23 protein-coding genes and 3 pseudogenes are annotated in these 25,487 nt (G+C 72.7%); 14 read left to right on the top strand and 12 right to left on the bottom strand.

The genetic code is table 11. From position 1 onward, the window contains the following. Positions 1 to 36: 36 nt before the first annotated feature. Positions 37 to 828 (bottom strand): HAD family hydrolase, encoded by a 792-nt coding sequence (locus tag G7070_RS09355; RefSeq protein WP_166233514.1) that lies wholly within the window; start codon positions 826 to 828, stop codon positions 37 to 39. Between the two features lie 100 nt (positions 829 to 928). On the opposite strand from G7070_RS09355, the gene G7070_RS09350 reads away from it, so the two are divergent. The 7 genes from G7070_RS09350 (at position 929) to G7070_RS09320 (ending at position 7,760) form a co-directional block, all read left to right on the top strand. Beyond that, positions 929 to 1,945 (top strand): magnesium transporter CorA family protein, encoded by a 1,017-nt coding sequence (locus tag G7070_RS09350; RefSeq protein ID WP_166233513.1) that lies wholly within the window; start codon positions 929 to 931, stop codon positions 1,943 to 1,945. A gap of 295 nt (positions 1,946 to 2,240) precedes the next feature. After that, positions 2,241 to 2,918, top strand: coding sequence for an ABC transporter substrate-binding protein (locus G7070_RS19250; RefSeq protein WP_166233512.1), 678 nt, complete (start codon positions 2,241 to 2,243; stop codon positions 2,916 to 2,918). 41 nt (positions 2,919 to 2,959) lie between these two features. After that, the gene (locus tag G7070_RS19245) at positions 2,960 to 3,478 is read left to right on the top strand and encodes an extracellular solute-binding protein (RefSeq protein WP_166233511.1); all 519 of its coding nucleotides are present in this window, start codon (positions 2,960 to 2,962) and stop codon (positions 3,476 to 3,478) included. Between the two features lie 93 nt (positions 3,479 to 3,571). Further along, on the top strand, positions 3,572 to 4,459 hold the full coding sequence (locus G7070_RS09335; protein ID WP_246226982.1) for a carbohydrate ABC transporter permease: 888 nt from the start codon (positions 3,572 to 3,574) through the stop codon (positions 4,457 to 4,459). Next, positions 4,452 to 5,321, top strand: coding sequence for a carbohydrate ABC transporter permease (locus G7070_RS09330; RefSeq protein WP_166233509.1), 870 nt, complete (start codon positions 4,452 to 4,454; stop codon positions 5,319 to 5,321). The genes G7070_RS09335 and G7070_RS09330 overlap by 8 nt, the downstream gene beginning before the upstream one ends. A gap of 4 nt (positions 5,322 to 5,325) precedes the next feature. After that, positions 5,326 to 6,753, top strand: a complete 1,428-nt coding sequence (locus G7070_RS09325; RefSeq protein ID WP_166233508.1) for a DUF4874 domain-containing protein — start codon at positions 5,326 to 5,328, stop codon at positions 6,751 to 6,753. A 5-nt stretch (positions 6,754 to 6,758) separates the two neighbouring features. Beyond that, positions 6,759 to 7,760, top strand: a complete 1,002-nt coding sequence (locus tag G7070_RS09320) for a LacI family DNA-binding transcriptional regulator (RefSeq protein WP_206079697.1) — start codon at positions 6,759 to 6,761, stop codon at positions 7,758 to 7,760. Here the strand turns inward: G7070_RS09320 and G7070_RS09315 are convergent. After that, complete coding sequence (locus G7070_RS09315) at positions 7,757 to 8,380, bottom strand: hypothetical protein (RefSeq protein WP_166233506.1); 624 nt, start codon at positions 8,378 to 8,380, stop codon at positions 7,757 to 7,759. The two genes, G7070_RS09320 and G7070_RS09315, sit on opposite strands and share 4 nt — an antisense overlap. Positions 8,381 to 9,132: 752 nt before the next feature. Here G7070_RS09315 and G7070_RS09310 point away from each other — a divergent pair. Beyond that, a complete protein-coding gene (locus G7070_RS09310) occupies positions 9,133 to 10,848 on the top strand; it encodes a SulP family inorganic anion transporter (RefSeq protein WP_206079696.1) in 1,716 nt (571 codons plus the stop codon). Between the two features lie 62 nt (positions 10,849 to 10,910). Here the strand turns inward: G7070_RS09310 and G7070_RS09305 are convergent, their stop codons facing one another. Together G7070_RS09305 and serS are read right to left on the bottom strand one after the other, a co-directional pair. Further along, on the bottom strand, positions 10,911 to 11,870 hold the full coding sequence (locus G7070_RS09305; protein ID WP_166233505.1) for an aminoglycoside phosphotransferase family protein: 960 nt from the start codon (positions 11,868 to 11,870) through the stop codon (positions 10,911 to 10,913). Between the two features lie 4 nt (positions 11,871 to 11,874). Further along, positions 11,875 to 13,152, bottom strand: a complete 1,278-nt coding sequence (serS, locus tag G7070_RS09300) for a serine--tRNA ligase (RefSeq protein WP_166233504.1) — start codon at positions 13,150 to 13,152, stop codon at positions 11,875 to 11,877. A gap of 83 nt (positions 13,153 to 13,235) precedes the next feature. On the opposite strand from serS, the gene G7070_RS09295 reads away from it, so the two are divergent. Both G7070_RS09295 and G7070_RS09290 read left to right on the top strand, forming a co-directional pair. After that, positions 13,236 to 14,786: a bifunctional phosphatase PAP2/diacylglycerol kinase family protein gene (locus tag G7070_RS09295; RefSeq protein WP_166233503.1), complete on the top strand. Its 1,551-nt coding sequence runs from the start codon at positions 13,236 to 13,238 to the stop codon at positions 14,784 to 14,786. Between the two features lie 72 nt (positions 14,787 to 14,858). Further along, positions 14,859 to 15,560 (top strand): MgtC/SapB family protein, encoded by a 702-nt coding sequence (locus G7070_RS09290; RefSeq protein WP_206079695.1) that lies wholly within the window; start codon positions 14,859 to 14,861, stop codon positions 15,558 to 15,560. A gap of 22 nt (positions 15,561 to 15,582) precedes the next feature. Here G7070_RS09290 and pheA read toward each other — a convergent pair whose 3' ends face one another. From pheA to G7070_RS09275, 3 genes are all read right to left on the bottom strand, one after another. Then, positions 15,583 to 16,455 (bottom strand): prephenate dehydratase, encoded by an 873-nt coding sequence (gene pheA, locus G7070_RS09285; protein WP_246226980.1) that lies wholly within the window; start codon positions 16,453 to 16,455, stop codon positions 15,583 to 15,585. 79 nt (positions 16,456 to 16,534) lie between these two features. Beyond that, positions 16,535 to 18,178, bottom strand: a complete 1,644-nt coding sequence (gene mptB, locus G7070_RS09280; protein ID WP_166233502.1) for a polyprenol phosphomannose-dependent alpha 1,6 mannosyltransferase MptB — start codon at positions 18,176 to 18,178, stop codon at positions 16,535 to 16,537. A gap of 95 nt (positions 18,179 to 18,273) precedes the next feature. After that, a complete protein-coding gene (locus G7070_RS09275; protein WP_166233501.1) occupies positions 18,274 to 19,176 on the bottom strand; it encodes an Fpg/Nei family DNA glycosylase in 903 nt (300 codons plus the stop codon). Positions 19,177 to 19,258: 82 nt separating this feature from the next. On the opposite strand from G7070_RS09275, the gene G7070_RS09270 reads away from it, so the two are divergent. Beyond that, positions 19,259 to 19,870, top strand: coding sequence for a DUF1707 SHOCT-like domain-containing protein (locus G7070_RS09270; protein WP_166233500.1), 612 nt, complete (start codon positions 19,259 to 19,261; stop codon positions 19,868 to 19,870). Between the two features lie 42 nt (positions 19,871 to 19,912). After that, complete coding sequence (locus G7070_RS09265) at positions 19,913 to 20,536, top strand: DUF1707 SHOCT-like domain-containing protein (RefSeq protein WP_166233499.1); 624 nt, start codon at positions 19,913 to 19,915, stop codon at positions 20,534 to 20,536. Here the strand turns inward: G7070_RS09265 and aat are convergent. After that, positions 20,516 to 21,226 (bottom strand): annotated as a pseudogene (aat, locus tag G7070_RS09260) (leucyl/phenylalanyl-tRNA--protein transferase); the annotation flags it as partial. The gene G7070_RS09265 and the pseudogene aat sit on opposite strands and share 21 nt — an antisense overlap. Positions 21,227 to 21,368: 142 nt before the next feature. Here aat and G7070_RS09255 point away from each other — a divergent pair. Continuing rightward, the gene (locus G7070_RS09255) at positions 21,369 to 22,046 is read left to right on the top strand and encodes an EcsC family protein (RefSeq protein WP_166233498.1); all 678 of its coding nucleotides are present in this window, start codon (positions 21,369 to 21,371) and stop codon (positions 22,044 to 22,046) included. 54 nt (positions 22,047 to 22,100) lie between these two features. Next, complete coding sequence (locus G7070_RS09250; protein ID WP_166233497.1) at positions 22,101 to 22,754, top strand: SRPBCC domain-containing protein; 654 nt, start codon at positions 22,101 to 22,103, stop codon at positions 22,752 to 22,754. Between the two features lie 15 nt (positions 22,755 to 22,769). Here the strand turns inward: G7070_RS09250 and alr are convergent, their stop codons facing one another. The 4 genes and pseudogenes from alr to G7070_RS19890 all read right to left on the bottom strand — a co-directional run. Continuing rightward, positions 22,770 to 23,411 (bottom strand): alanine racemase, encoded by a 642-nt coding sequence (gene alr / locus G7070_RS19240; protein WP_250645983.1) that lies wholly within the window; start codon positions 23,409 to 23,411, stop codon positions 22,770 to 22,772. Positions 23,412 to 23,515: 104 nt separating this feature from the next. Continuing rightward, a pseudogene (locus G7070_RS19235) lies at positions 23,516 to 23,887 on the bottom strand (alanine racemase); the annotation flags it as partial. Between the two features lie 66 nt (positions 23,888 to 23,953). Then, positions 23,954 to 24,607 (bottom strand): 2-oxo acid dehydrogenase subunit E2, encoded by a 654-nt coding sequence (locus tag G7070_RS19895; protein WP_431977891.1) that lies wholly within the window; start codon positions 24,605 to 24,607, stop codon positions 23,954 to 23,956. 140 nt (positions 24,608 to 24,747) lie between these two features. Then, a pseudogene (locus G7070_RS19890) lies at positions 24,748 to 25,473 on the bottom strand (biotin/lipoyl-containing protein); the annotation flags it as partial. Positions 25,474 to 25,487: the final 14 nt, after the last annotated feature.

The following is a 25,487-nucleotide window of genomic DNA, read 5'->3' as shown; positions in this document are numbered from 1 at the left end:
CCCCGGGAGGTCGCCCCTGAGCGGTGCGCCGCGAGGTCAGCGGACGGCGAACCAGCGGTCGAGTTCGTCGATCAGGCCGCCGTCCTCGACGCTGCCGGTGACGGCGTCGGCGAGGTCGAGCACCTCGCGGGGCGCGTTCGCCATCGCGACGCCGCGGCCCGCCCACTCGAGCATCTGGACGTCGTTGCGCCCGTCGCCCAGCGCCAGCACGTCGGCGGCGTCGATGCCCGCCCGGGCGCACACCCGCGCGAGCCCGTGTGCCTTGTCCACGCCCTTGGGCGCGATGTCGAGCCACGCGGTGTAGCCGATCGAGTAGCTGACGCCCTCCAGGCCGAGCCGCTCCGCCAGCGCGATGAACTCGTCCTCGCCGGCGTTCGGGTCGCGCACGATGATCCGGGTGACGTCGCGGCCGATCATCTCCTCGACGTCGACCACCTCGATGACGCCGTGCAGTTCGCCGGGCGGGAACTCGCCCGTCACCTGGTAGCCCTGCCCGATCACCTCCACCGCCAGCAGGGCGTCCGGCACTTCGCGGCGGATCAGCTCCGCCACGGGGCGCGGGTCGAACGTCAGCATGTCGACCACCTCGAAGGGCGGGTAGCGGACCGTGACCGCCCCGTTGGAGCACACGTGCTCGGCGTTCAGGTCGGGCAACTGCTCCAGCACCGTCAGCGCGGACGCCCAGCTGCGTCCGGTCGACAGCAGCACCGGGACGCCGGCGTCCAGCACGCGCTGGATCGCCGCCCGCACGTCCGCGCGGACGATGTTCGTCTCGTCCACGAGCGTGCCGTCGACGTCCAGGGCCACCAGTCGGGGTCGAAAGCTCATGGTGACACCGTATTGGCCCGCCCGCGTCCCGCCGAAAGGCGCCCACGCGTCCCACCGGTCGAGGGCGGCGCGGCGCCGGTCCTCGGGCCATCATGGGCGCATGGAACTGCACGAGGACGCCGTCCAGCCCGACGCCGACGCCACCCAGGTGAGCTGCCGCGCCTGGCGCGACGGGCGGCTGCTGCACGAGCACGTGCCGCTGGAGGACGTGGTCGACATCGCGCACGACCCCGACGTCCTGGTGTGGGTCGACATCGTGGCCCCCACCGCCGCCGGGTTGTCCACGTTCGCGAGCCAGCTCGGCCTGCCCGCCACGGCGGTCGAGGACGCGCTGGGCCCCAAGGAGCGGCCCAAGCTGATCCGGCACGACACCCACCTGTTCTTCACCGTGTACGCGGTGCTCCCGGGGCAGTCGACCGCCGAGCATCTCGCGCTGAGCCGGCTGTCCGGGTGGGTGATGCCCGCGGCGCTCATCACGATCCGGCGCAACGACGCCTTCGACATGACCGAGATCGTGCGCCGCTGGGAGGAGGATCCCGAACTGCTCGACGCGGGCTCCGGCGCACTCGTGCACGGCCTGCTGGACGCCGTCGTCGACGACCAGTTCGCCTGGATCGAGACCCTGGACGAGCGCGTCGAGGAGCTCGAGTCCCAGCTGTTCGACAACCGGCAGGCCGGGACGCCGTTCGCGCGGACGCTCTTCGACGTCCGCAAGGAACTCGTGACGCTGCGCCGGATCGTCCTGCCGATGCGCGAGGTCGTGAGCGGCCTGCTGCGCGACCAGACCACCGACGCCCCGGCGCTGCGGCCGTGGTTCGACGACCTGTACGACCACGTCCTGCGCGCCGCGGAGTGGACCGAGTCGCTGCGCGACCTGGTGAGCTCCGCGTTCGAGACCAACTTGGCGCTCAGCGACGAGCGGCTGAACACCGTGATGAAGAAGCTGGCCGGCTGGGCCGCGATCATCGCCGTGCCGACCGCGATCACGGGCTGGTTCGGTCAGAACGTGCCCTACCCGGGCTTCAGTGAGCCCCTGGGATTGTGGCTGTCGGTGGCCCTCATCGCCGTCGGCAGCGTCGCGCTCTACCTGGTTTTCAAATCCAAGGATTGGGTCTAGCACCGAACAATTCCTCGCGGCTCGGCCGCCGCGGCGAGTCGCCCAGCGTGAGCAACCGCTTCCGCCGCGGTGCACCGCCGTGGCTGCTTGACAAGCGGATTCACCACCACCTCGGCGCCCACCGGAGCCGCATCGGCCCAGACCCGGCCCGTTGCCGAAACGAGATCACGATGGGTCTTGCTCCATAACTCGCACGAGGGTTAGCATCCCGGAAAATAGATATTTAATCGATTAAGTCACCACTCACAACGATTCAAAGATGAATCGTCGGACCCTCTGATCGATGGGACTCGAGATGAAATTCACCAAACATGTGGCCGCGGCCCTCCTGGCCGCCGCCCTGGCCGTCACCGGGGCGGGGTGCGCCACGCCGGCCGGCGGCCCGGCCGGGCACAAGACCCTCACGTTCGCCATCTGGGACGATCTCCAGGAGCCCGCGATGAAGCAGATCGCGACCGCCTACGAGGCGAAGAACCCCGGCGTCACGGTGCAGGTCCAACTCACCCCCTGGGACAACTACTGGGACAAGATGCGCACCACGGTCTCGGCCGGCAACGGGCCCGACGTGATGTGGTTCACGGGCATCTACTTCGGCCTGTACGCATCCGAGAACCAGTTGGCCCCGCTCGACGGGGTGGACCTCTCGCCGTATCCCGAGTCGTCCACCAGCATGTTCAACTACCAGGGCAAGCAGTACGCCCTGCCCAAGGACTTCGACACGGTCGCCATGTGGTACAACAAGCGGCTCTTCGAGGAGGCCGGCCTGAAGGCTCCGGGCCCCGGCTACACCTGGGCACAGATGCAGCAGGACGCCAAGACGCTGTCGAAGGGGGACGTCAAGGGATTCGCCGCGAGCTCGGCCACCCAACAGAACTGGTACCCGGCCATCTACAGCGCGGGCGGGACCGTCATCGACGACGCCGGCGACGCGGCCTACAACTCCCCCAGGCGAAGGAGGGCGTCAGCTTCCTGAAGTCCTTCATCGACGACGGCACCTCCCCGACGCTGCAGCAGATGACGGACACCCCGCCGTCCGACTCGTTCGGCTCGGGCAAGATCGCGATGTACTGGACCCAGAACTCCAACGCCAAGACCTTCGCGATGAGCGCCGAGGCGAAGAACATCGATGTCGCACCGGTCCCGGCGGGCCCCGCGGGCAGCATCACCGTGCTCAACTCGGTGGGGGTGGGCGTGAACGCCAAGAGCAAGAACCTCGACGAGGCGAAGAAGTTCGTCGCCTTCGTGGCAGGCGAGGACGGAGCCCGGATCCAGGCGGAGGCCGGCAACGCCATCCCCGCCTACGCCGGAACGCAGGATGCGTGGCTGAAGTCCTACCCGCAGTTCGACCTGCAGGTGTTCCTGGATGCCTCGAAGACGGCCAAGAGCTACCCCAAGTCGGTCTCGATGTCATCGTGGCAGGACGTGGAGTCCGAGCACCGACGCAACATCTGGACCGGCAAGGAATCCGTGTCCGACGGGCTGGACGCCCTGAACACAGCCGTCCAGGCTGTGATCGACAAGGCGAAGAAGTAGGCCATGTCCCTCCCAGTCGCGGCACCCCCCGTGGTCGTACCGGACGCCCCCGCCCCGAGTCGCTCCCACCGGCGCGGGGGAGGCAGGGCGGACGTGTCCCTCCCTCCGGGCAGTTCGACGTTCCTGTGGCCGACGCTGTTCCTCGGCCCCCTGATCCTGGGCCTGGTGATCTTCTTCATCTGGCCGATCTTCCGGACCCTTTACCTCTCGTTCACCGAGACGGGCGCCTTCGGCGGTTCCACCTGGGTCGGGCTGGCGAACTACGGCGAGTTGTTCTCCGACCCCGAACTGCCCCAGGCGCTGCTCAACACGGCGATCTACACCGTCTTCTCGCTCGTCGGGATCCCCCTGGCCCTCGTGATCGCCGCGCTGCTGAACACGCCCGGCCTCAAGGGACGCAGCGTCTACCGCGTGCTCTACTTCCTGCCGGTGGTCACGATGCCGGCGGCCATCGCGCTCGTGTGGAAGATGATCTACAACGGCGACTACGGGATCCTGAACCAACTGCTGGGCATGGTCGGCGTCCAGGGCACCTCGTGGCTCAACAACCCCGGCACCGTCCTGTTGTCGGTCGCGATCGTCGGCATCTGGAGCAGCCTGGGGTCGAACATCGTCATCTTCATGGCCGCACTGCAGGGCGTCCCTCCCTCGCTGTACGAGGCCGCGGAGATGGACGGCGCCGGGCCCGTCCGCCGATTCCTGTCGGTCACGGTCCCCATGATCTCCCCCAGCGTGTTCTTCATCACCGTGCTGTCCGTCATCGGGGCCCTGCAGGTGTTCGACCTGGTGTACGTGATGATCGGACCGGACAGCGCCGCCCTCCCCCATGCGAAGACGATCGTCTTCCTCTTCTACGAGACGGGGTTCCTCAAGCACAACCAGGGTGCCGCCGCGGCGATCGCCTTCGTGCTGCTGGTGATCATCCTCGCCCTCACCATCATTCAGTTCTCGTTGCAGAAGAAGTGGGTGCACTATGAGTGAGACACGCACCGTCGCGGCCGCCGCCGAATCCCCCACCGGACGCCGCCCGCGCCGCCAGCCGATCGTGGTGCACGTCGTGCTCATCATCGGCGCCATCGCCATGACCTTCCCGTTCATCTGGCAGGTGCTCTCGTCGCTGAAGAACTTCGCCGGCGCGACCGCCGTTCCGCCCCAGTGGGTCCCCGACCCCTGGGTCTTCACCAACTTCGGCAAGGTCCTCACGTCGATGCCGTTCCTGGACATGGCGATCAACAGCCTGGTCATCACGGTCGTCACCACGGCGGGCCACGTGGTGCTGTGCACCATGGCCGGCTACGCGTTCGCCCGCATGCATTTCGTCGGGCGGGGGGCGCTGTTCATCCTGGTGCTGTCGGTGCTGATGGTGCCGGGGCAGCTCTTCCTGCTTCCCCAGTACGAGATCATCCAGGCGATCGGCTGGCTGGACAGCGTCCCGGGCATCATCCTCCCCGGCCTCTTCTCGGCCTTCGGCACCTTCCTGATGCGTCAGTTCTTCATGAGCCTGCCCGCCGAGCTGGAGGAGGCGGCCCGCCTGGACGGCGCCAACCAGTTCCAGATCTTCTTCAAGGTGATGCTGCCGCTGGCGAAGTCGGGCGTGATCGCCCTCACGGTGTTCTCGGTGCTGGGCGCCTGGAACGCGATGCTGTGGCCCCTGATCGTCACCAGCACCCAGGAGCGGATGCCGTTGTCGGTCGGGTTGAGCCAGATGCTCGGCCTGAACTTCACCGACTACCCGACGCTCATGGCTGGTTCGCTCATGGCGACGATCCCCATGATCGTGGTGTTCCTGTTCCTGCAGAAGCAGTTCATCGCAGGGATCGCCTTCAGCGGAAGCAAGGGGTGATGACATGACCGCGGCGGTCCCCGCCGCACCGCGCCCGTTGAGTGGCCACCGCCGCGACCAGCCCCGCCTGCGCACACCGCACCGGGGCCTGCGGTACGAGCTCAACGTCCGGCTGCCGGAGCTGTGCGGGGTGTGGCCGCTCGAGCGGGACCACCCGCGCGACGTCGGCGGGGCTGTGCAGTTCCTCCGCGGTCGCTACGGCGCCGACGCGGACGTGGTCCAGCAGTACTTCTACCTCGGCCGCTACGTGGGCGGGCCGCTCCCCGGGGAGGCGCTGGAGCAGGTCCGCACCGGCCTGGCACAACTCCGCGCCGGCGGGTTCAGCGTGGTGCTGCGCTTCGCCTACGACCACAGCTTCCTGCCGCGGCGGCCGTACACGCTCGAGGACGTACTGACCCACATCCACCAACTCGGGCCGATCGTCTCGGAGTTCGCCGACATCGTCACCGTGTGGCAGGCGGGGTTCCTCGGCCTGTGGGGCGAATGGGGTGCGAGCATCCACCCGTTGTCCACCGACCCCGAGGTGGCCACCGCGGTGCTCACGGCGCTGCTGGCGGAACTGCCGGACGATCTTCACACGCAGCTGCGGTACCACGCGAAGTCCCGCCTGGTCACCGACGCCTCGGTCCGGGCTCGGATCGGCTTCCACAACGACTACTTCACGCTGTCCGACGACGGCATGGATCTGTTCCGGCCCGAGGAGGAGGGCTGGCCCGACTACGTCGCGGCGTCCGGCACGATGCCGATGGACGTCGAACTGCCCTGGGACGGTGAACAGGGCGTCGACGACTACCCGTGGGACGCGCCGGTGGATCCCCTGGCGGCCGCACGTCGCCTCCAGACGTTGCGCACCGACACGCTCGGGATCGTGCACAACGCCCACGTCACCCTGGCCGCCTGGCGGCGCACCCCCGTCACATCGGCCGAACTCGGTGCCGCCGGGCTCGGGGTGGCGTCCGACTGGTTCCGCGACGGCGACGACCTGCCCGGCGTCCGGACGTGGTTCGAGTACCTGCGGGATCACCTCGGCTATCGCCTCGAGGGTCGGTGGTGGAGCGCCGCGGTGGCCGGCGGCTCCCTGACGGTGCGCCTCGAACTGCGCAACGTCGGGTTCAGCGCCCCGTTGCGGCCATGGGTGGTGTCGTTCGTGCTGCTGGACGCCGACGGCGCGGCCGTGGCCGAGCAGCGGGTGGACACCGACCCCCGCACGTGGGGCCCCGGTGGCCGGGCCGAAGACGCCCCCTCCGCCCCGGCACCGGTGCTCCTGAGCGCGGAGTTCGACACCGCCGCCCTCCCGGATCTCGCCGGCCTCCGACTGGGAGTGCGGCTGCGGGACCCGCACGGCGAGGGCCCGATACCGGTCCCGCTGGCCAACGCCGAGACGACACTTCTCGGCGACGTCAACGTTCTGGGGGCGATCACGGGAGAATGATCGGCGTGACCGATCCCGCGACGCAGAAGCCGCCTCAGCGCGCGACCATCCGCATGGTCGCGGAGCGGGCCGGCGTCTCGACCGCCACCGTCTCCTACGTGCTGCGCGGGGCGAACGTGCCGATCTCCGAGGCGACCGCCGCGCGCGTGCGGCGGGCGGCCGAGACACTGGGGTACCGGGCGAACTCGGCCGCGCAGGCGATGCGCACGGGCTCCAACGGGCTCCTGCTGCTGAGCCTCCAGGTCATCGGCGACCCGTGGGCCCTCGCCGTTCAGGAGAGCATCAGCAGGGTCGCGTCCGCCAACGGCCTGACCGCGCTCATCCAGGCCGACGGCGATTGGTACGAGACGGCCCGCCGCGTCCAGCCGGACCTCCTCTACATCGACAACCCCGAGGACGACGATGCCCCGCGCCTGACCGAGATGGCCCGCGCGGGTCAGCGGATCGTGGCCATGAGCGACACCCTGGAGCCTCGCGGGTTCGACGTCGTCCGGTCGTTGGCCGGTCCCGGGGCGGCGCTGGTCATGGAGCACGTCACGACGCTGACCGGCGACGTCGCCTACCTGGGGCGCGGGGAGGCCACGCGTCAGGGCGACCGCAGGCGGGCCTACCTCGACGCCGTTGACGCCGGACGGGTCAGCGCTCGTCGGCTGCTCGACTACGACGGCAGCAGGACCGACGCGTTCCGGACCGCCCAGCGCTGCCTCACCCGGCCCGATCGTCCGCGCGCCATCGTGTGCAACACCGACTACGCGGCGCTCGCCGCCATCCAGGCGGCGCAGTCCCTCGGGCTCCGTGTCCCCCAGGACGTCTACGTCGCCGGACTGGGCAACACCCCCGCGGGCGCGAGCAGTTCGCCGTCCCTCACCACCGCCGGGCCCCGGGACTTCTTCGAGGCCCAGGCGAAACTGCTGGTGCGGGCGGCGACGGGTGCGGGCACGCCCGGGACGATGCATGACTTCACCTGGCAGCTGTTCGTCCGCGAGAGCACCCGCCCGACGCGCTAGAAGGTGACCTGCTCCCAGTCGAGGTCGCGATAGCTGGAGTCGTCGCCGGCGAGCCAGCCCCGCATGGCGGCGGCGACCTCGTCGGCGGTGGCGACCTCGGTGCCGAAGTGTCGGTCCGCCGAGCCGTCGCGGTACTCGAGCTGGTAGGCGTCGAACTCGCGGCAGGCGCTCTGCATGTAGACCTGATCGTCGGTCGCGACGATCACGAAGTCGTCGATGGTCATGTTCGCCACGAGGTGGTCGATCAGCGCCGGCGTGATGACCGGGAACGACCCCTGCTCGTCGGTGGTCAGCTCGCCCGGCGTCGCGGTGCGCGGGTCGAGATCAACGGCGAGCTGCGGGTCGTGGACGGCGTAGCCCGCCGCGAACGCCAGCGGGATGAGGACGTCGCGGACCTCCTGCACGCTGCCGAACGGCGACGGCACCACCAGCAGGTCGCCGGAGGCCTCCAGCGGGGAGACGGTGAACAGCCGTTCGTCGGACGCCGCCGCGGCGGCGTTCAGCTCCGCGGCCAGCGCGGCGGCCGTCGGTGTGGCCGGAAGGTCGGTCTCGAGTGCGGCCTCCAGGGCGCGGGGGTCGTCACACCAGGGGGCGGGGAACAGCCAGTGGTCGTAGCTCATGCCCCGACGATAACGGCGTCGGCTCGCCCCCTTCGGCGCGTCCATCCCCGATCTGCCCGGCACCGACCGTCCCGCATGCGCGCCTCGGGCTCGTCCCCCCCCCGATCGGCCGGCCCTGACGTCGCTTTCGCTCCCTCGGGCTCGTCCACCTCCGATCGGCCCGGCGCTCACCGTCGGGGCCCGCCCGCCGGTCGACCCGGGAGCGATCCAGCGAGACGGCCCGCGACTCCGACCGCCAGGACGCAGGCGTCCCGGAGTGGCCGGTCGGGTTATGCGCCGCCGCCCGGGCACGGATCAGCCGGGCACGCTCGGCCCCAGGCGGCGCACAACCTTGTTCTGACCAGGGGTGACGTCGCGATTCGGCTGCCGACGGAAGCGTGCGGGCGTAGGGTCGAGGGAGCGTCGCCGACCCGCCACCGGCGGAGGTCCCGGCGCACGGATCGGCCGGGAGGACGCCATGCACGGACGCCGCGTCCCGCGGGGCGCCCCGGCGACGACGCCGCCGGTCCCGATGCCGAGCCCGATCCCGGGTCCAAGGCCGGGACACCCGGCCGACCCGGCGCCCCTCCCGCATCGTGTCCCGCTGCCGCCTCCCGACCCGGCGCCCCTCCCACGACCTGTCCCGCTGCGGCCTCCCGACCCGGTGCCGCTCCCGCGTCCTGTCCCGCTGCCGCCGCCCGACCCGGGACGCCCCGGCCGGCTCCCCGGACCGCGTCCCGGCCTCCGGCCGGGCACCCTGCCGCCGCGCTGACGTGGCCATCACCGACGACCGCGGCCGGCGCCGCGCCCTCCCCCGCGAGACCCTCGGCCACGACGTGGTCGCCGGGGCGGTGCTGGGGGTCCACAGCGTCCCGGACGGCCTCGCCGCCGGCGTCCTCGCCGGGGTGAACCCGCTCGCCGGCCTCTACGCGTACCTCTTCGGCCTGCTCGGCGGCGCGCTGCTCACCGGGACGCCGCTGCTGGCGGTGCAGGCCACCAGCGCGATGTCGCTGGTGGTGGCCGACACCGACGTCGCCGCCCGGCCCGATCCGGCGGCGTCCCTGGCGATGCTCGGGCTGCTCACGGGCGGGTTCCTGCTGCTGGCGGCGGCCCTGCGCGTCGGGCGCCTGGTGCGGTTCGCCCCGACGGCGGTGATGGCCGGCTTCCTGGCCGGGGTGGGCGTCAAGATCGTGCTGGGCCAGGTCGGCCACCTGACCGGCTACGCCTCCCCCGCCGCCGACCGGCTCACCCGCTTCGCCGACACGCTGGCCCACGTCGCGGCGTGGCGCCCCGCGTCCCTGGCGGTGGCCGGGGTCACGATCGCCCTGATCGTCGTGACCCTGCGGACGCGGGCCGCGGGCGTGGGCCTCGTCCTCGCCGTCTCGGCCGGCTCCGCGGTAGCCGTCGCCCTCAACGCCTGGGCCGGCGCGTCGGTGCCGCTGATGCGGGACCTCGTCGCCCTGCCCCGCGGGCTCCCGCTCCCGGTCCTCCCCGCCTGGGCGGACGCGCCCGACCTCGTCGTCCCGGCCCTGTCGCTGGCGCTGGTCTGCGTCATGCAGGGCGCCGGCGTCGCGGCGGGGCTGCCCCCGCCCGAAGGGCGCCGCGCGAGCCCCACCCGTGACATCGTCGGCCAGGGCGTGGGCAACCTGCTGTCGGCCGTCTTCGGGGGGCTGCCGGCGGGGGGCTCCCTGACGGCGTCCTCCCTGCTGCTGCAGGCCGGCGCCCGGACGCGGCTGGCCCAGTTCGTGGCCGCCGCCACGATGGCGCTCACCATCGCGCTCGGGTCGGGGATCGTCGGGTTCGCCGCGCTGCCCGCGCTCGGCGGCCTGCTGGCGGTGGTCGGCGTCCGGGCGGTGATCCGGGCGCGTCCGGACGCCGTGGCGCGCGCCGGCCCCTACCAGGCGGTCGTGCTGACGGCCACGTTCGCGCTCATGCTGCTCGTGCCGCTGCAGTTCGCGGTGCTCGCCGGCATCGGACTGGGTCTGATCCTCTACGTCGCCGAGCACTCCACCCGCGTGACGCTGCGCGCCCTGCACCTGGACGCCGAGCGCGGGCTCCGCGAGGACGACCCGCCCGCGGTGGTCCCGCCGCGCAGCGTGGTCGCGCTGCAGCCGCACGGCTCGCTGTTCTTCGCCAGCGCCCCGCGGTTCGAGTCGCTGCTGCCCCGGATCGAGCCGGGATCGGTCGGGTCGGTCGTGATCCTGCGGCTGCGCGGCACCACCCACGTCGACCTGGCCGCCGCCGACGTGCTGCGCCGGTACGCCGAGCGGCTGGCCGCGCACGGCTCCACGCTCAAACTCGCGGCCGTGGACCCCGACGTGTTGGCCGGGCTCCGCGCGGCCGGGCTGGTGGACGCCGTCGGCGAAGCCAACGTCTACCCGGGCGGGGCGTGGGTGGGTGAGGCGTTCCGCCGGGCGCACGCCGACGCGTCCGCGCAGGTCGCGGCGGGCGGTGCGGCGCCGGAGGGGCGTCCCGCGACGTCCCTCTGACCCAGCCCTCGGCACAGGGCGACGCTCTGGGAGACCAGCACGATCCGGCGCCCGGCGCGGGGTCAGAGGGGGTCGGCCACCTCGATGGCCTGCATGGCGCTCGCGAGGGTGATGTTGCGGGTCAGCCACTCCTGCGCCGAGTCGAGCCCCGCGCCGGCCGGGGCGCCCGGCTCCGCCTGCCAGGCGACGTTGATCATGCACCGCACGACGACCCAGTCGCGGGCCCGGCGCTCGTCCAAGCCGGCGGTGTCGACGACGGCGTAGAACCGGTCGCGGATCGCCTCGCCGACGTCCCCGGACGCCTCCAGGTCCTCCCAACGGTTCCACAGCAGCGGCACCACCTCCAGGCACGGGTCGGCGTTGTAGCCCTTCGGGTCGATCGCCGCCCAGCCGTCGCCGCGGCGCAGCACGTTGAGGTAGTGCAGGTCGCCGTGGATGACGTGCGACCCGGGCGCGGCCGTGAGCTCCCGGCCGGCCCGCAGCGCCCACTCGACGAATCGGGGCGGGGCCGGGGCGCGGCGCCCCAGCCGTTCGAGGTCGCGCAGCCAACCGCGGACCAGCGCGTGCCCGTCCGGCAGTTGCGGCGCCGCGGGCCGATGCAGGTCCCGGTACAGCGCGGCGACGGCGCGGGTCGCCTCGTCGGCGTCCCACCACTCCTCGAGCGGCTCGCCCAGCCACTCCAGGAGCAGGACGCCGCGGCGCGGGTCCGCGCGCACCAGCTCGGCGGCCCCGCGGCCGCCCCACAGCTTCATGGTCGGGATCTCGCCGACGTTGTCGTCCTCGACGAACGAGAACTTGACCGCCCGGAGGACGCCGTCGGCGTCCCGCACGGGGAGCACGAGGGCGGTGTAGCCGGTCAGCGGGTCGCCGTCCGGCTCCAGGTGCCAGCGGCGCAGGACGTCGGCGACGAGTCCGGGCAACGCCTCGACCCACGCGGCCGCCGCCGGCATCCCGGACGCCATGCGCGCCGCGAACGCCGCGGGGATCAGGCCGCGGGCGTCCCCCGGCGTGAGCGCCGCCACGGGGTCAGGAGGCGACCGGCGTGAGCGCCTCGCGCCCGCCCAGGTAGGGGCGCAGCGCCGCGGGGATCGTCACGGAGCCGTCGGCCTGCTGGTGGTTCTCCAGCAGCAGCACGATCATGCGGGTCATCGCGCACAGCGTCCCGTTGAGGGTGGCGAGCGGGCGGACGCCGTCCTCGTCGCGCAGCCGGATGTCGAGGCGGCGGGCCTGGAACTCGGTGCAGTTCGACGTCGACGTGATCTCGCGGTACTTGCCCTGGGTGGGGACCCAGCCCTCGCAGTCGTACTTGCGGGCCGCCGAGAGCCCCAGGTCGCCCGCGGCCACGTCGATGACGCGGAACGGCAGCTCCAGCGTGGACAGGAACTCCTTCTCGAAGCCGAGCAGCCTCGCGTGCATCTCCTCGGCGTCCTCGGGGGCGCAGTAGACGAACATCTCGACCTTGTCGAACCAGTGCACGCGGAAGATGCCGCGGGTGTCCTTGCCGTAGCTGCCCGCCTCGCGGCGGTAGCTCGGCGAGTAGCCGGCGTACATCCGCGGCAGGGTGGCGGCCGGGAGGATCTCCTCGGAGTGGTAGGCGGCCAGCGGCACCTCGGCCGTCCCGACCAGGTACAGGTCGTCGGCCTCGATCCGGTACACGTTCTCGGCCGCCTGGCCCAGGAAGCCGGTGCCCTCCATGGCGCGCGGCTTCACCAGGGCCGGCGGCAGGATCGGCGTGAAGCCCCACTCCTGCGCCTTGGCCATCGCGAGCTGCATCAGCGCCATCTCCAGCAGGGCGCCCTGGCCGGTCAGGTAGTAGAACCGGGCGCCGGAGACCTTCGCGCCGCGCTCCATGTCGATGGCGCCCAGGATCTCGCCGAGCTCCAGGTGGTCGCGGGGCTCGAAACCCTCCGCGGCGAAGTCGCGCGGCGTGCCGATCTCTTCCAGGACGATGAAGTCATCCTCGCCGCCCTCGGGGACGCCCTCGATGACGAGGTTGCCCACCTGGCGCAGCAGGTCGTCGAAGACCACGTTCGCGGCCTCCGCCTCGGCGGTGGCGACCTTGACCTGCGCCGAGAGCTCCTTGGTCCGGGTCAGCAGGTCGGCGCGCTCCTCGGCGGACGCCTTCGGGATGCGGGAACTGAGCGACTTCTGCTCCGCGCGGGCCGTCTCGGCGGACGACATCAGCGAGCGGCGGTGCTCGTCGGCGACGACGAGCTGGTCCACCAGGTCCACGGACTCGCCGCGGGCCGCCTGGCTGCGGCGGACGGCGTCGGGGTCGGTGCGCAGAATCTTCGGGTCGATCACGGCTCGATCCTATCCTCGCCGGGTGGCGCCCCCCGACGGGACGCGGGCCGGAACCCCGGGACCCGCGTGCGAGAATCGCCCGCATGAGGAGGAACGTGGGCGTGGCCCCGGCCGCGGCGGGGATCGCCACCGTCCTGTTCGTCCTGTGGTCCTGGCTCACGCTCCGCACGCCCACGCTGGCGGGCCTGGACGCGCTCTCGGACGGCCCCGGCGTCGAGGCGTCCTCCCCCGCCGGGCAGATACTCGCGGCGTTCGCGCTGGCGTCCAGCCCGGTGATCGTCTACGGCGTCGTCGCGGGCTTCGCGCTCTGGGCCTTCCGGCGCCGCCTGAACCGGCTGTGCTGGGCCATGGCGGCCAGCATCCCGGTCGCGGTGGGCGCGGTGTACCTGTTGAAGGCGTGGTTCGGACGGCCGCGGCCCGCGTTCGTCGTCCCGCTCATCAGCGCCGAGGGGTTGTCCTATCCCAGCGCGCACATGACCGCCGCGACGGTGGCCGCGGTGATGATCGGCGCCGCGCAGGTCGTGACCCGACGGCGGCTGCTCGTCACGCGGCTGACCCTGCTCCTGCTGGCGGTCGTGTGGTGGGCGGTCTTCGCCAACCGCTTCCTGCTCCGCGCCCACTTCGTCACCGACCTGATCGGCGGCGGTTTCCTCGGGATCGCCGTCGCGTCCCTGGCGCTGGCCGCCTTCCGCGTCCACGTCAACCGGCTCACCCCGGCCTGGAACGGCGACGTGGAGCGCCGGGTGGGCGTGGTCTACAACCCCACCAAGATCCCCGATCTGGGCACCTTCCGGCACCAGGTGCAGGGCGAGTGCGAGCAGCGCGGCTGGCTACCGCCGCTGTGGCTGGAGACCGACGCGCAGGACTCGGGCGCCGCCGCCACCCGCCGGGCGCGCCGCGCGGACGTCGACCTGGCGCTCGTCGCGGGCGGGGACGGCACCGTGCGGACGGCCTGCGCCGAACTCGCCGGCTCCGGCATCCCCGTGGGGATCCTGCCCGCGGGCACCGGCAACCTGCTCGCCCGCAACCTCGGCGTCCCCCTCGACATGGCCGAGGCCCTCGACGTGGCCTTCGACGGCCGCGTCCGCGCGATCGACCTGGTCGAGGTGCGGGCCGACGACCGGGAGCCGGACTACTCCCTGGTGATGGCCGGGATGGGGGCGGACGCGCTCATCATGGCCGAGACCAACGACGACCTGAAGAAGATCGTCGGCTCGGCCGCCTACGTGATGGCCGCCCTGCAGGCCGTCAACCGGCCGCCGTTCGAGGCCCGCATCGAGGTCGGCGACGACGAGCCCGTGGAGCGGCGGGTGGGGCTCGCGATGGTCGCCAACGTGGGCGCGATCCAGGGCCAGATCCAGATCGCCCCGGACGCCGCCCCCGACGACGGACGCCTCGACGTGGTCGTCGCCTCCCCGGAGCGGCCTACCGACTGGGGCGCCATCACCACCCGCATCCTGGCGCGGGCGGCCGACGCCCCCGGGGTGGAGCGTGCGCAGGCGAAGGTGGTGGTGTTCGAGACCCGCGCCCCGGTCCCGTACCAGATCGACGGGGACGCGATGGGCACGTGCACCCGGCTGGAGGCCCGCAGCCTCGCCCGCGTGCTGGAGGTCATGGTGCCGGGGCGCCGTTGACCGCACCCCACCGGCGGGGTACTTGCGCCGGGACGCGTTTGGCGAGACGGTGGCCCGGTCAAGGGGGCGAGGGTGCACTGGGAGTCGATGATCGAGCTCACGGTCGGCATGGTGCTGTCGATGCTGATCGGCCTGGAGCGGGAGTTCCACGCCAAGGCGGCGGGGATCCGCACGTGCGCGCTGGTAGGGCTGGGCGCGACCCTGTTCACCGTCGTGTCGCGGCAGGGCGAGTGGCTCCTCCCCGGGCTGACCGTGACCAACGTGGACGGCTCGCGCGTCGCCGCCCAGGTGGTCACCGGCATCGGCTTCCTCGGGGCCGGCCTGATCTTCGTGCGCCGCGAGTCGGTGCAGGGCCTCACCACGGCGGCCAGCGTGTGGCTGGTGGCGGCGATCGGGATGGCGGCCGGCGCCGGCGTCCTCGACCTGGCGGGCTTCGCCACCCTGCTGTACTTCCTGGTGGTGCTCGGGCTGCGGCCGCTGCGCAGGGTGCTGCCGCACGCCCACTCGACCCACGAGGTGGTCAACATCACCTACGAGGACGGCCACGGCGTCCTGCGGACCATCATGTCCACCATCGGCGACTGCGGCGCCTCGGTGGACCACCTCGACGTCCTCCAGGTCCGCGACGACACCGGCGGGCCGCGGATGCAGCGCGTCCGGATCGAGCTGCACACCGTCGGCGGTTCGCTCACCCAACTGGTGCGCGACCTCGCCGAACTCCCCCGCGTCCGGGAGGTCGCCTCGTCGTCGCGGGGCACCTACGACGACGGCTGACGCCCGGACGCCGGGGTCGGGATCAGGCGCGCGGTTCGCGTCCCATCAGGTCGTCGATCCAGCGCTCGGCCGCGGCGTAGTCCGCGTCGGTGAACCCGCGGGCGATCTTGGGTTCGACCTTGTCGGCGCGCGGGTAGGAGCCCAGGAACGTCACGGTGCGGCACACCCGGTGCAGGCCCTTGAGCGTGCCGCGCAGCCGCGGCTCCCCGATGTGGCCCTCCGCGTCGATGGAGAAGCAGTAGTCCCCGAACGCCTTCTTGGTCGGGCGCGACTCGATGCGGGTCAGGTTCACCCCGCGCATCGCGAACTGCTGCAGGATGTCGAGCAGCGCGCCGGAGTGGTCGGCGAACATGTACGCCACCAGGGTGGTCTTGTCGGCGCCGGTCGGCTCGGGCAGCGCGCCGGGACGCCGCACCATCACGAACCGGGTCACGGCGTCGGGGTTGTCGGCGATGTCGGTGGCCAGGCAGTCCAGGCCGTACAGGTCGGCGGCGACGCGCGCGCAGATGGCCGCGTCGAAGCGCGAGTCCTCCCGGGCCACCTCCTCGGCGGCCCCGGCGGTCGAGCCGCCCTCGGTGACGACGGCCTGCGGCAGGTTGGCGATCACCCAGTCGCGGGTCTGCGCGTGCGCGTGCGGGTGCGTGATGACGCGGCGGACGTCGCTGATCGCCGTGCCCGGGCGCACCGCCAGCACGAACGCGACGGGCAGCAGCACCTCGGAGGTGATGACCAGCGGCTCGCCGGACGCCAGGTTGTCCAGGGTGGCGGTGACGCCGCCCTCCACGGAGTTCTCGATGGGCACCAGGCCGGCTTCGATCTCGCCGGAGCGGACCGCGTTGAGCACGGCCTGCACGCTCGCGAACGGCCGCGCGTCCGCGTCGGTGACGGTGCGCAACGCCTGGTGGGTGAAGGTCCCCTCGGGCCGAAGTATCCGAGCACCTCGGCAGTCTAGGGCGGGGGCCCGGCGCGCCGCCCTACGGCTTGGCCGTCGGACGCCGCCAGTGCCGCACCACGGGCGCCGGGCGGCCCGCGGCGTCCAGGGGGGTGGCGACGAGCAGGTCCCGGAACCCGGCCGTCACGAAGGCGCGGGTGGGCCAACTGCGGGCGGTGGTCCAGAACCAGCGGACGATCAGGATGAGCACCAGCCACTGGATGCCGGAGCAGATCACGTCCCGGACGACGAACGCGACCGAGTCGGTCATGGCCGCGCTGAACCCGACGGTCCGGCCGGTGACGTAGGCCACCGACAGCGCGGCGCCGCGCAGCACCATGAGGCCGTCCAGGCGGGTGTGCGGCAGGAGGGCGAGCGGCACCCAGACGATGAGGTCGTACCAGCTCAGGGTGTACGGGGAGGTGACCAGCCACGCGGTGCACAGCACGACGGCGGTGCGCACCGTGATGGTGAGCGGGTCGCGCTCCGCCGGGACGGTGGCGCCGGGGAGCGCCTTCCACGGCAGGACGCGCGACAGCATCCAGCCGATGACGAACAGCCCGATCCAGCCGACCCAGCCCGTGATGGAGCGGGCGATGCCGTCGGGCATCACCCAGCCCAGCGCCGAGCTCAGCCACGGCGCCCAGGAGCCGCCCGAGATGTAGCCGGTGTTGCGGGACGCCGCGAACAGCGCCTGCGGCGCGAACAGGCCGTACAGCAGCCCGATCGGGATGAGCGCCCCCACACCGAGCGCGACGACCTTGCGCCAGTCGTGCCGGTACCCCCACACCATCGCCAGGCCGTAGAACACCAGGGACACCTTCACGGCACCGGCGAGCCCGATGAAGATGCCCGTCACGAACGCGCTGCGGCGCATGAAGAGCAGTCCGATGATCGCGAAGACCAGGGTCAGGCCCTCGTTGTGGGCGCCCGCCACCACCGACCAGATCAGGAGCGGGTTGAGCAGGGTGAACAGCACGGCGCGGGTCTGCAGGGCCGGGTCGCCGGCCGCGAGCTTGACCACGACCAGCCCGATCACGATGAACGGGATGACGGCGAGCATCTGCAGCCAGAACACGACGTCGTGCATCGACTCCCCGCCCAGCACGTTGGCCAGCCACTGGGACGCCGACGCGATCGGCCCGTACACGCTCGGGGTGTCCTGCCAGGGGCGCTCGGTCCACACCAGGACGGGGTCGTAGGACTGCCGGAAGATCTCGGCGGGCGTGATGCTGTACGGGTCGAGACCCTGGCGCTGGATCCGGCCGTAGGCCGCGTACATCAGCACGTCGGCGCTGGTCAGCGGCAGGGTGAAGGCGGTGGCCAGGTTGAGCCCCACGCCCAGCCCCACCAGCCGGGCGATCCGCGGGCGCCAGCCCGCCAGCACGGCGCGGTAGGCCAGGACGAGCCCGATGGCGCCGAGGGTGATGCCGACCCACAGCACCGGCACCACGACCCACTCCGACAGCGGCAGGCCGATGGCCTTGCCCCATTCGACCGGGACGAACCACGGGGGCAGCAGGCTGCGTCCGGCGGGGCCGACGTTGAGGGCCACCGTCGAGGGCCCCAGGAACGCGATCAGGATCGTGACCAGGCAGGACGCGACGATGAGCGCGAGCCCGCGGCGTCCGTCCCGGGTCCACGGCTGATCACCGAAGCGGTGCCACCGCTCGACGATCGCGCTCACTCGTGCCTCCAGGATTCCGACAGGGGTGAGCCAAGGCTACTGGGCGCCGCCGCCGGGCGGCCGCCGCGTCCGGTCGGGCGGGTCGCCATGGGGTCCTACTTCAGGAGCTTGGACATCCGGCGGTCGGCCAGGAGCTTGCCCCCGGTCTGGCAGCCGGGGCAGTAGTTGAGGAAGGAGTCGGCGAAGCTCACCTCGGCGATCGTGGTGCCGCAGGTGGGGCAGGGTTCGCCGCCCTTGCCGTGGACGCGCAGGTGGGTGCGCTTGCCGTCCTTGAGTTGGGCGGGCTTGGCGCCCACGGCCCGTCCGATCGCGGCGGTCAGGTCGTCCCGGACGGCCTCGAACAGCGCCGCCGACTCGTCGGGGGTGAGGGAACCCGCGAGCTTGAACGGGCTGAGCCGCGCCGCCTGCAGGATCTCGTCGGAGTACGCGTTGCCGATCCCCGCGAACACCGACTGGTCCTTCAGCAGGCCCTTGAGCTGCGTGCGGCCGTGCTCGGCCAGGACGCCGCGGAACGCCTCGAGGTCGAACCCATCGGCCAGCGGATCGGGGCCGAGCCGCGCGATCCCGGGCACCAGCGCCAGGTCGGGCACGACGTAGACGGCCAGGTGCTTCTGCGTCCCGGCCTCGGTGAGCGAGAACCCGACCGGGCCCTCGCCGGTGTTGTCGGCGTCCGGGCTGTCGGGCACGCCCTCGAACGCGAGGCGGAGCGCGAGCGGGCCCTTGCTCGGGCGCACCGGGGTCGCCGGGACGGGGTCGTGCCAGGTCAGCCAGCCGGCGCGGGCGAGGTGGAAGGCGAGCCAGAGGCCGTCGACGCCCACCGCGAGGAACTTGCCGTGCCGCTCCACCGCGGTCACGTCGAGCCCCTGCAGCGCCGTGAGCGGCACCTCGAAGGTCTTCAGCGCGCTGAACGCCGCCAGCTGGGCGGAGGTGACGGTGCGGCCGACGAGGTTCTGCTCCAGGTGGGCACGCAGCCCCTCGACCTCCGGCATCTCAGGCATGTCCGCCACCTTCCTCCGTGAAGCCCCCGGTCCGACCCGGGCACAGCCAGACTAACCGGGGTGCTGTGGTTAGGCTTGTCGTATGCCGCCACGCACTCCGTCCGTTCCCGAACAGCCGCGCCTCCGCGCCGGTGATGCGGACCGCGACGCGACCCTGACCGTCATCCAGGACGCCTTCGCCAACGGTCGGCTCACACCGTCGGAGGTGACCGAGCGGCAGGACCGCGCGCTCACCAGCCAGTTCACCGACGAGCTCTACCCCATCGTCGCCGACCTGCCCGAGGCGCGCACGCTGCCGGCCCGCCTGAGCAGCGTCGTCGCGCACGCGCACCACGCCGAGGATGTGGACGCGGAGGTCGGGAGCCGGTACGCGATCCTGGCGGGCAAGAACTACGACCTGGAGCCGGGCCAGACCTCGATCCGCACCATCGCCATCATGGGCGGCGACACCATCCGCGCGGCGCGGGCGTTCGGCCCGGGCGTCACCGTCACCATGCACGTGGACGCCATCCTCGGCGGCAACACCGTCTACATCCCCTCGGGGGTGAAGGTGGTCGACAACAGCGAGGCCATCCTGGGCGGCAACGACGTGACGAAGGCGGCCCGCGGCGACGGCTCCAACGGCGTCCTCGTGCTGACCGGCACGTCCTTCCTCGGCGGCAGCACCATCCGGCTGGACAAGAAGTCCCGCTGAGGTCGTCCGGGGCGCCTCGCGGCGCCCCGTAGACTCCACCCCATGTCTGAGCAGAGCGCACGTCGCGTGCGCGCCGGGCACATCGAACGCGAGGCCGCCCTCGACATCCTGCAGCAGGCGTTCGTGCGCGGCCGGATCACCCCCGACGAGCTGTCCGTCCGGCAGGACCGGACGCTGGCGGCCCGCTACCGCGACGAACTCCCCCCGCTCATGGCCGACCTGCCGGAGGCGCGCGACTACCCCGCCCGCATCGCGCTCGCGACGCGCCGCACCTGGAAGCCGCAGCGCTCCCCGGCGGTGCGCAGCGACGCGGTGGTCGACTCCCGCGCCGGCATGTCCTTCTCGATCATGTCGAGCCGCAGCTACGACCTTTCGCCCGGTCAGACGCTGGTGCGCAACTTCGCGTGGTGGGGCGGCGACATCATGGACCTGCGCGACGTGATGGGCCCGGGCGTGATCGTCGTGCTCGAACTGCACGCCTTCATGGGCGGCCACACGATCCACGTGCCCGAGGGCGTCCGCGTGCTGGACGAGACCCGGGGCATCCTGTCGGGCAACGACATCGAGCGGGGCGCCCAGGGCGACGGCTCCAACGGGACGCTGGTGCTGCGCGGCAACCAGTTCTGGGGCGGCTCGGCGGTCAAGCTGGGCGAGCGTCCCCGGTGACGTCGACCGCGGTCCCCGGCTGCGGCCACGGGGCGCCGGCAGCGCCAGCGCCTCCTCGGCCAGCCGCAGGTAGTCGACGCGGTCCACCGCGACCGCGCCCAGCGTCGCGAGGTGGTCGGTCACCCACTGCACGTCGAGCAGCCGCCCCTCGACGCCGTCGTCCAGGACGGCGGCCAGGCCCAGCAGCGCGACCTTGGACGCGTCCCGCCCGATCGCCGGGTCGTGGAACATCGACTCCCCGGCGAACAGGCCGCCCAGGCTGACGCCGTAGAGGCCGCCCGCGAGCTCGCCGGCGGGCGTCCACGCCTCGACCGAGTGGGCGACGCCGAGCCGGTTGAGCTCGGTGTAGACGCCGATCACCGCCTGGTCGATCCAGCCGGACGGACGCGCCGGGTCGGCGCACCGGGCGATCACGGCGTCGAAGGCGGCGTCCACCGTGACGCGGTAGTGGCGGGCCGACTTGCGCAGCGAGCGCGTGACGCGCAGGTCGTCCAGGGGGAGGATGCCGCGGTGCATCGGCGACCACCAGCCCATGGTGTCGGGGGGCCAGCCGGCCTCGTGCAGCGGCATCGGGAAGACGCCGGCGCGGTACGCCTCGGCGGCCAGGTCGGCGTCGAACTCGACCGAGAGCGCGATGAGATCCTGCTCCGGCCACTGCTCCGCCGGCCCGAAGACCCCCGACAACGCCATGCGTGCAGTCTGGCACGCCCGCCGGGGCACCCCCGCGGCGACTCAGGGCCGCGTCCGGGGGATCGCGGGTTGGCCGCGGGGTGTCGTCCGCTTAGCCTTGGCCATGAGTGCCCGGCAGCGGCACCGCGGTGAGGAGACACACATGACGGGCGAATCGCGCGAGGTGAGCCGGAACCCGATCGCGCGCGCCCCCGAGGTGGGCGGCAACGCGCTGCGGGGCCTGCTGGAGGCCGCGATCAACGGCACCAGCATGGTCCCGGGTGCCAAGACGGCCGCGGCGAAGCACCTGGTCAAGAAGGAGGGCGTCGAGGACGCCATCGAGTCGCTGGTGTTCACCCACGTCGGCTTGGCGGGCGCGCAGGGGTTCGTGACGAGCCTGGGCGGCCTGCCCACCCTGGCGGTGACCCTGCCGGCGAACATCGCCGGGCTGGCCGTGGTGCAGATCCGCCTGATCGCCGCGATCGCGCACCTGCGCGGCTACGACATCGACTCCCGCTCGGTGCGCACCGCCATGATCCTGTGCCTCATGGGCCGCGACGGCGTCCGGAAGCTGATCGACGACGGCATCCTGCCCACGTCCCCGCTGGCGATCGCCACCGCGCCGGTCTTCGACGTCACCCTCGACCGGCAGGTCAGCGAGCGCGTCCTGGGCGAACTGGTGGGCCGCATCGGCGGCCGCCGCGCCAGCCTGCTGTTCGCCCGCCGCATCCCGCTGCTCGGCGGTGGGGTCGGGGCGACCATGGACGGCTATTCGACGATCGCGATCGGCGGCTACGCCCGCGAGGTCTTCATCACCCGCCGCCGGCTGACCGCGGGCTGATCCGGTCGGGGACCGCGGGGGTACGGTGGAGATCCGACAACCCAGGAGGACCCCATGGTGGACGTCGACCGGCAGATCGACGCGGTGACCCGCACGCTGCACCCCGCGGAGCACGACGGCGCCCCCGCCTGGATGCAGACCCTGACCCAGCGGTTCGACGTCTCCCTGGAGCGCGTGTGGCGCGCCGTGACCGACCCCGAGCACATCGGACGCTGGTTCCTGCAGGTGCACGGCGACTTCCGGGTCGGGGGCCGCTTCCAGCTCGAAGGGCACGCCGGCGGCCGCATCCTGGAGTGCCGACCGCCCGAGGGCGGCCACGCGCACTACACGGTGACCTGGGCGTTCGAGGGTGCCCCGGACTCGTGGGTGACCGTCACGCTCGCCGAGGCCGGCGAGGGGCGCACCTCGTTCGAACTCGAGCACATCGCGCGCGCCGACGACCTGCCGGCCGGCATGTGGGAGCAGTTCGGTCCGGGCGCCACCGGCGCGGGCTGGGACGGCGCGCTGCTGGGGCTCGCCCTCGACCTCGGCGTCCAGGACGCCGGCATCGGCGACTTCGACGCCTGGCAGCTCGGCGAGGAGGGCCGCCGGTTCAGCCGCCGCTCGGCCGACGCCTGGGCGGACGCCGACGTGGCCGCCGGCACCGATCCCGTCACCGCGACGACCCGCGCGAACGAGACCTACGCGTTCTACACCGGCCAGGAGTGATCCGCCGCAGGCAGCTCAGGCCCGGAAGCGGCGTCCGACGCGGGCGTTGATGAGGCAGGTCACCTCGTAGGGGATGGTGCCCATGCCGGCGGCGAGCTCGGCCACCGTGATCTCCTCGTCGCCCTGGCGTCCGACCAGCACGACCTCGTCGCCGGCGGCGACGTCGGAGCCGGGTCCGACCTCGACCATGAGCTGGTCCATGCAGACCCGCCCCACGATCGGGTGGGCGGCGCCGCGGATCAGGACGCGGCCGCGGTTGGACAGCAGGCGGGAGTACCCGTCGCCGTACCCCACCGGAATGGTCGCGATCCGGGTGTCCGCCGGCGCGGTCCAGGTGCGGCCGTAGGAGACGGTCTCGCCGGCGGCGAGCGGCTTCACGAACGTGACCCGGGTGCTCCATGCGAGGCCCGGCAGCAGCGGGATGGCCGGCGTCGATTCCGGGTCGGGAAGGCTCCCGTAGGCGATGATCCCGGGCCGCACCATGTCGAACCAGGCGTCGGGATGCATCAGGACGGCGCCAGAGTTGGCGAGGTGGCGCAGCTCGACCGGCCCGCGGGCGGCCTCCACCGCCGCCGTGACGCCCCGGAACAGGTCGATCTGGGACGCCGTGAACGCGCGGCCGTCCTCGGTGTCGGAGACGGGCAGGTGCGAGAACACGCCCCGCAGCAGCAGCCCCGCGTCGTCGGCGCGGACCGCCAGAGCGGGGCGTCCTGCGGCGGGCAGCCGATGCGGTGCATCCCGGTGTCGACCTTGAGGTGGACCGCCGCGCGCCGGCCGAGCCGGGAGGCCACCGCCGCCACGAGGTCGATGCCCGCGGCGTCCACGACGGCCAGGTCGACGTCGGCGGCGACCGCGGCCTCGACCTGGTCCTCCCCCAGCGCGTGGCTGAGCTTGAGGATCGGCAGCCGGACGCCGGCCGCGCGCAGTTCGAGAGCCTCGGGCACCGTCGCCACGCCGAGCCAGTCGGCGGCGCCGGTCGCCTCGAGCATCCGGGCGACCTCCACCGCGCCGTGCCCGTAGGCGTCGGCCTTGACCGCGGCGAGCACCCGCCGGTCGCCGACCCGGGCGCGCACGGCGTCCAGGTTGGCCCGGATGTGGTCCAGGCGCGTGAGGGCCGTCGAGGTGGTCAACATGCCGCCCATTGTGGCGCGCCCGCCCGACCGACCCCGGCGCCGCCCCGGGGGCGGACCGCCGAGCGGTCAGAACAGCAGGGCCAGCCCGGGGTCGGTGAGGATCGTCGCCACGTCGGCGAGGAAGCGGGAGGCCTGCTCGCCGTCCAGGACGCGGTGGTCGATCGTGAGCGTCAGCTTGGCTACCGAACGGATCTCGATCCGCTCGTCGGCGCCCTCCCCGACGACCCAGGGCCGCCGGTTGAAGGTGCCGAGCAGCAGGATCGCGGACTCGTTCGGGTTGAGGATCGGCGTGCCACCCTCGACGCCGAACACGCCCACGTTCGTGATGGTGAACGTGCCGCGGGCGGCGTCCGCCGGCGTGATTCGGCCCTCGCGCACCTTGTCGACGAGCTCGTTCAGCGCCTCGGCCAGCTGCAGGATGTTCATGTCGTTGGCGGCCTTGATGTTCGGCACCACCAGCCCGCGGCGGGTCGCGGCGGCGATGCCGAGGTTCACGTCGGGGTGCACGACGATCTCCTGGCGGTCCAGGTCGAGCGTCGAGTTCACCTCCGGGTGCTTGGCCATCGCCAGGCAGACGGCCTTGGCGAGCACGACGATCGGGGAGATCCGCAGCCCGTTGAACTCGCGGCGGGCGCGGAGCTGGTCGAGCAGCGCGACGGTCTCGGTGACGTCGACGTCCATCCAGACCGACGCCTGCGGCACCTGCAGCGAGGCCTGCATCGCCTGCACCATCTGCCGCCGGACGCCGCGCAGCGGGATCCGGGTGTCGCCGCGGCGTCCGGACGCCTCCCCGGCGGCCGCCTGCGCGACGTCGGCGGGGTGATGGTGCCGTTGGGTCCGGTGCCGGCGATGACGCCCAGGTCGATGCCCAGGTCGCGCGCCAGTCGGCGGACGGCGGGCTTGGCCAGGGGGCGTCCGACGGGGTCGACGGCCTGGCCCGGACGCTTGCCGTCCTCGGGGCGCGGCAGCGGCGGCTCGATCGGCTCGTCGTCGACGGCCGAGGTCGGGTACACCTGATCCACCTTGTGGGCGGGCGATTCGTCCAGCCCGTAGGAGTCGTTGACCTGGTCGGTCTCGGGTCCCTGCGGCACCGCGACGCCCTTGCGGGGGCGGCGCGCCACCCGGGACGCCGACGTGCCGTAGCCCACCAGCACCGACCCGGACGCCTCGGGCTTGGCCTCGGCGACGGGCTCGGGGCCGCCCTCGACGCGCCCCTCCACGACGGCCTCGGCGGCCGGCCGCTCGTCGGAGGTGCCGACGTCGGGGGTGCCGGGAGCCGGAGCGGAGGTGTCGGAAGCGGGCTGGTCGGCGCCGGCGGGCGCCGGGGCGTCCGTGCCGGGGGCCGACGCCGGCGCGTCGCCCGGCTCGCGGATCGTCATGATGAGCGAACCGACGGGCACCAGGGATCCGACCTCGGCGTGCAGGGCGGCCACGACGCCCGCGACGGGCGCGGGCAACTCGACCAGCGACTTGGCCGTCTCGATCTCGACCACGACGTCGTTGACCTTCACCTCGTCGCCGGGCGCGACGAGCCACTGGGTGATCTCGGCCTCCAGGAGGCCCTCGCCCGGGTCGGGCAGCGTCATCTCGAACATGGAGT

It is taken from the genome of Propioniciclava coleopterorum, from assembly GCF_011393335.1.
GTDB classification, from domain to species: Bacteria; Actinomycetota; Actinomycetes; order Propionibacteriales; family Propionibacteriaceae; genus Propioniciclava; species Propioniciclava coleopterorum.
This window is presented reverse-complemented; position numbering and strand designations above follow the sequence as displayed.

What these genes read in the sequence shown, in the direction of transcription:
- G7070_RS09355 (WP_166233514.1), bottom strand. Translation starts at nt 828, where the DNA reads ATGAGCTTTCGACCCCGACTGGTGGCCCTGGACGTCGACGGCACGCTC.
- G7070_RS09350 (WP_166233513.1), top strand. Translation starts at nt 929, where the DNA reads ATGGAACTGCACGAGGACGCCGTCCAGCCCGACGCCGACGCCACCCAG.
- G7070_RS19250 (WP_166233512.1), top strand. Translation starts at nt 2,241, where the DNA reads ATGAAATTCACCAAACATGTGGCCGCGGCCCTCCTGGCCGCCGCCCTG.
- G7070_RS19245 (WP_166233511.1), top strand. Translation starts at nt 2,960, where the DNA reads ATGACGGACACCCCGCCGTCCGACTCGTTCGGCTCGGGCAAGATCGCG.
- G7070_RS09330 (WP_166233509.1), top strand. Translation starts at nt 4,452, where the DNA reads ATGAGTGAGACACGCACCGTCGCGGCCGCCGCCGAATCCCCCACCGGA.
- G7070_RS09325 (WP_166233508.1), top strand. Translation starts at nt 5,326, where the DNA reads ATGACCGCGGCGGTCCCCGCCGCACCGCGCCCGTTGAGTGGCCACCGC.
- G7070_RS09315 (WP_166233506.1), bottom strand. Translation starts at nt 8,380, where the DNA reads ATGAGCTACGACCACTGGCTGTTCCCCGCCCCCTGGTGTGACGACCCC.
- G7070_RS09295 (WP_166233503.1), top strand. Translation starts at nt 13,236, where the DNA reads ATGAGGAGGAACGTGGGCGTGGCCCCGGCCGCGGCGGGGATCGCCACC.
- G7070_RS09275 (WP_166233501.1), bottom strand. Translation starts at nt 19,176, where the DNA reads ATGCCTGAGATGCCGGAGGTCGAGGGGCTGCGTGCCCACCTGGAGCAG.
- G7070_RS09270 (WP_166233500.1), top strand. Translation starts at nt 19,259, where the DNA reads ATGCCGCCACGCACTCCGTCCGTTCCCGAACAGCCGCGCCTCCGCGCC.
- G7070_RS09265 (WP_166233499.1), top strand. Translation starts at nt 19,913, where the DNA reads ATGTCTGAGCAGAGCGCACGTCGCGTGCGCGCCGGGCACATCGAACGC.
- G7070_RS09255 (WP_166233498.1), top strand. Translation starts at nt 21,369, where the DNA reads ATGACGGGCGAATCGCGCGAGGTGAGCCGGAACCCGATCGCGCGCGCC.
- G7070_RS09250 (WP_166233497.1), top strand. Translation starts at nt 22,101, where the DNA reads ATGGTGGACGTCGACCGGCAGATCGACGCGGTGACCCGCACGCTGCAC.
- G7070_RS19895 (WP_431977891.1), bottom strand. Translation starts at nt 24,607, where the DNA reads ATGCAGGCCTCGCTGCAGGTGCCGCAGGCGTCGGTCTGGATGGACGTC.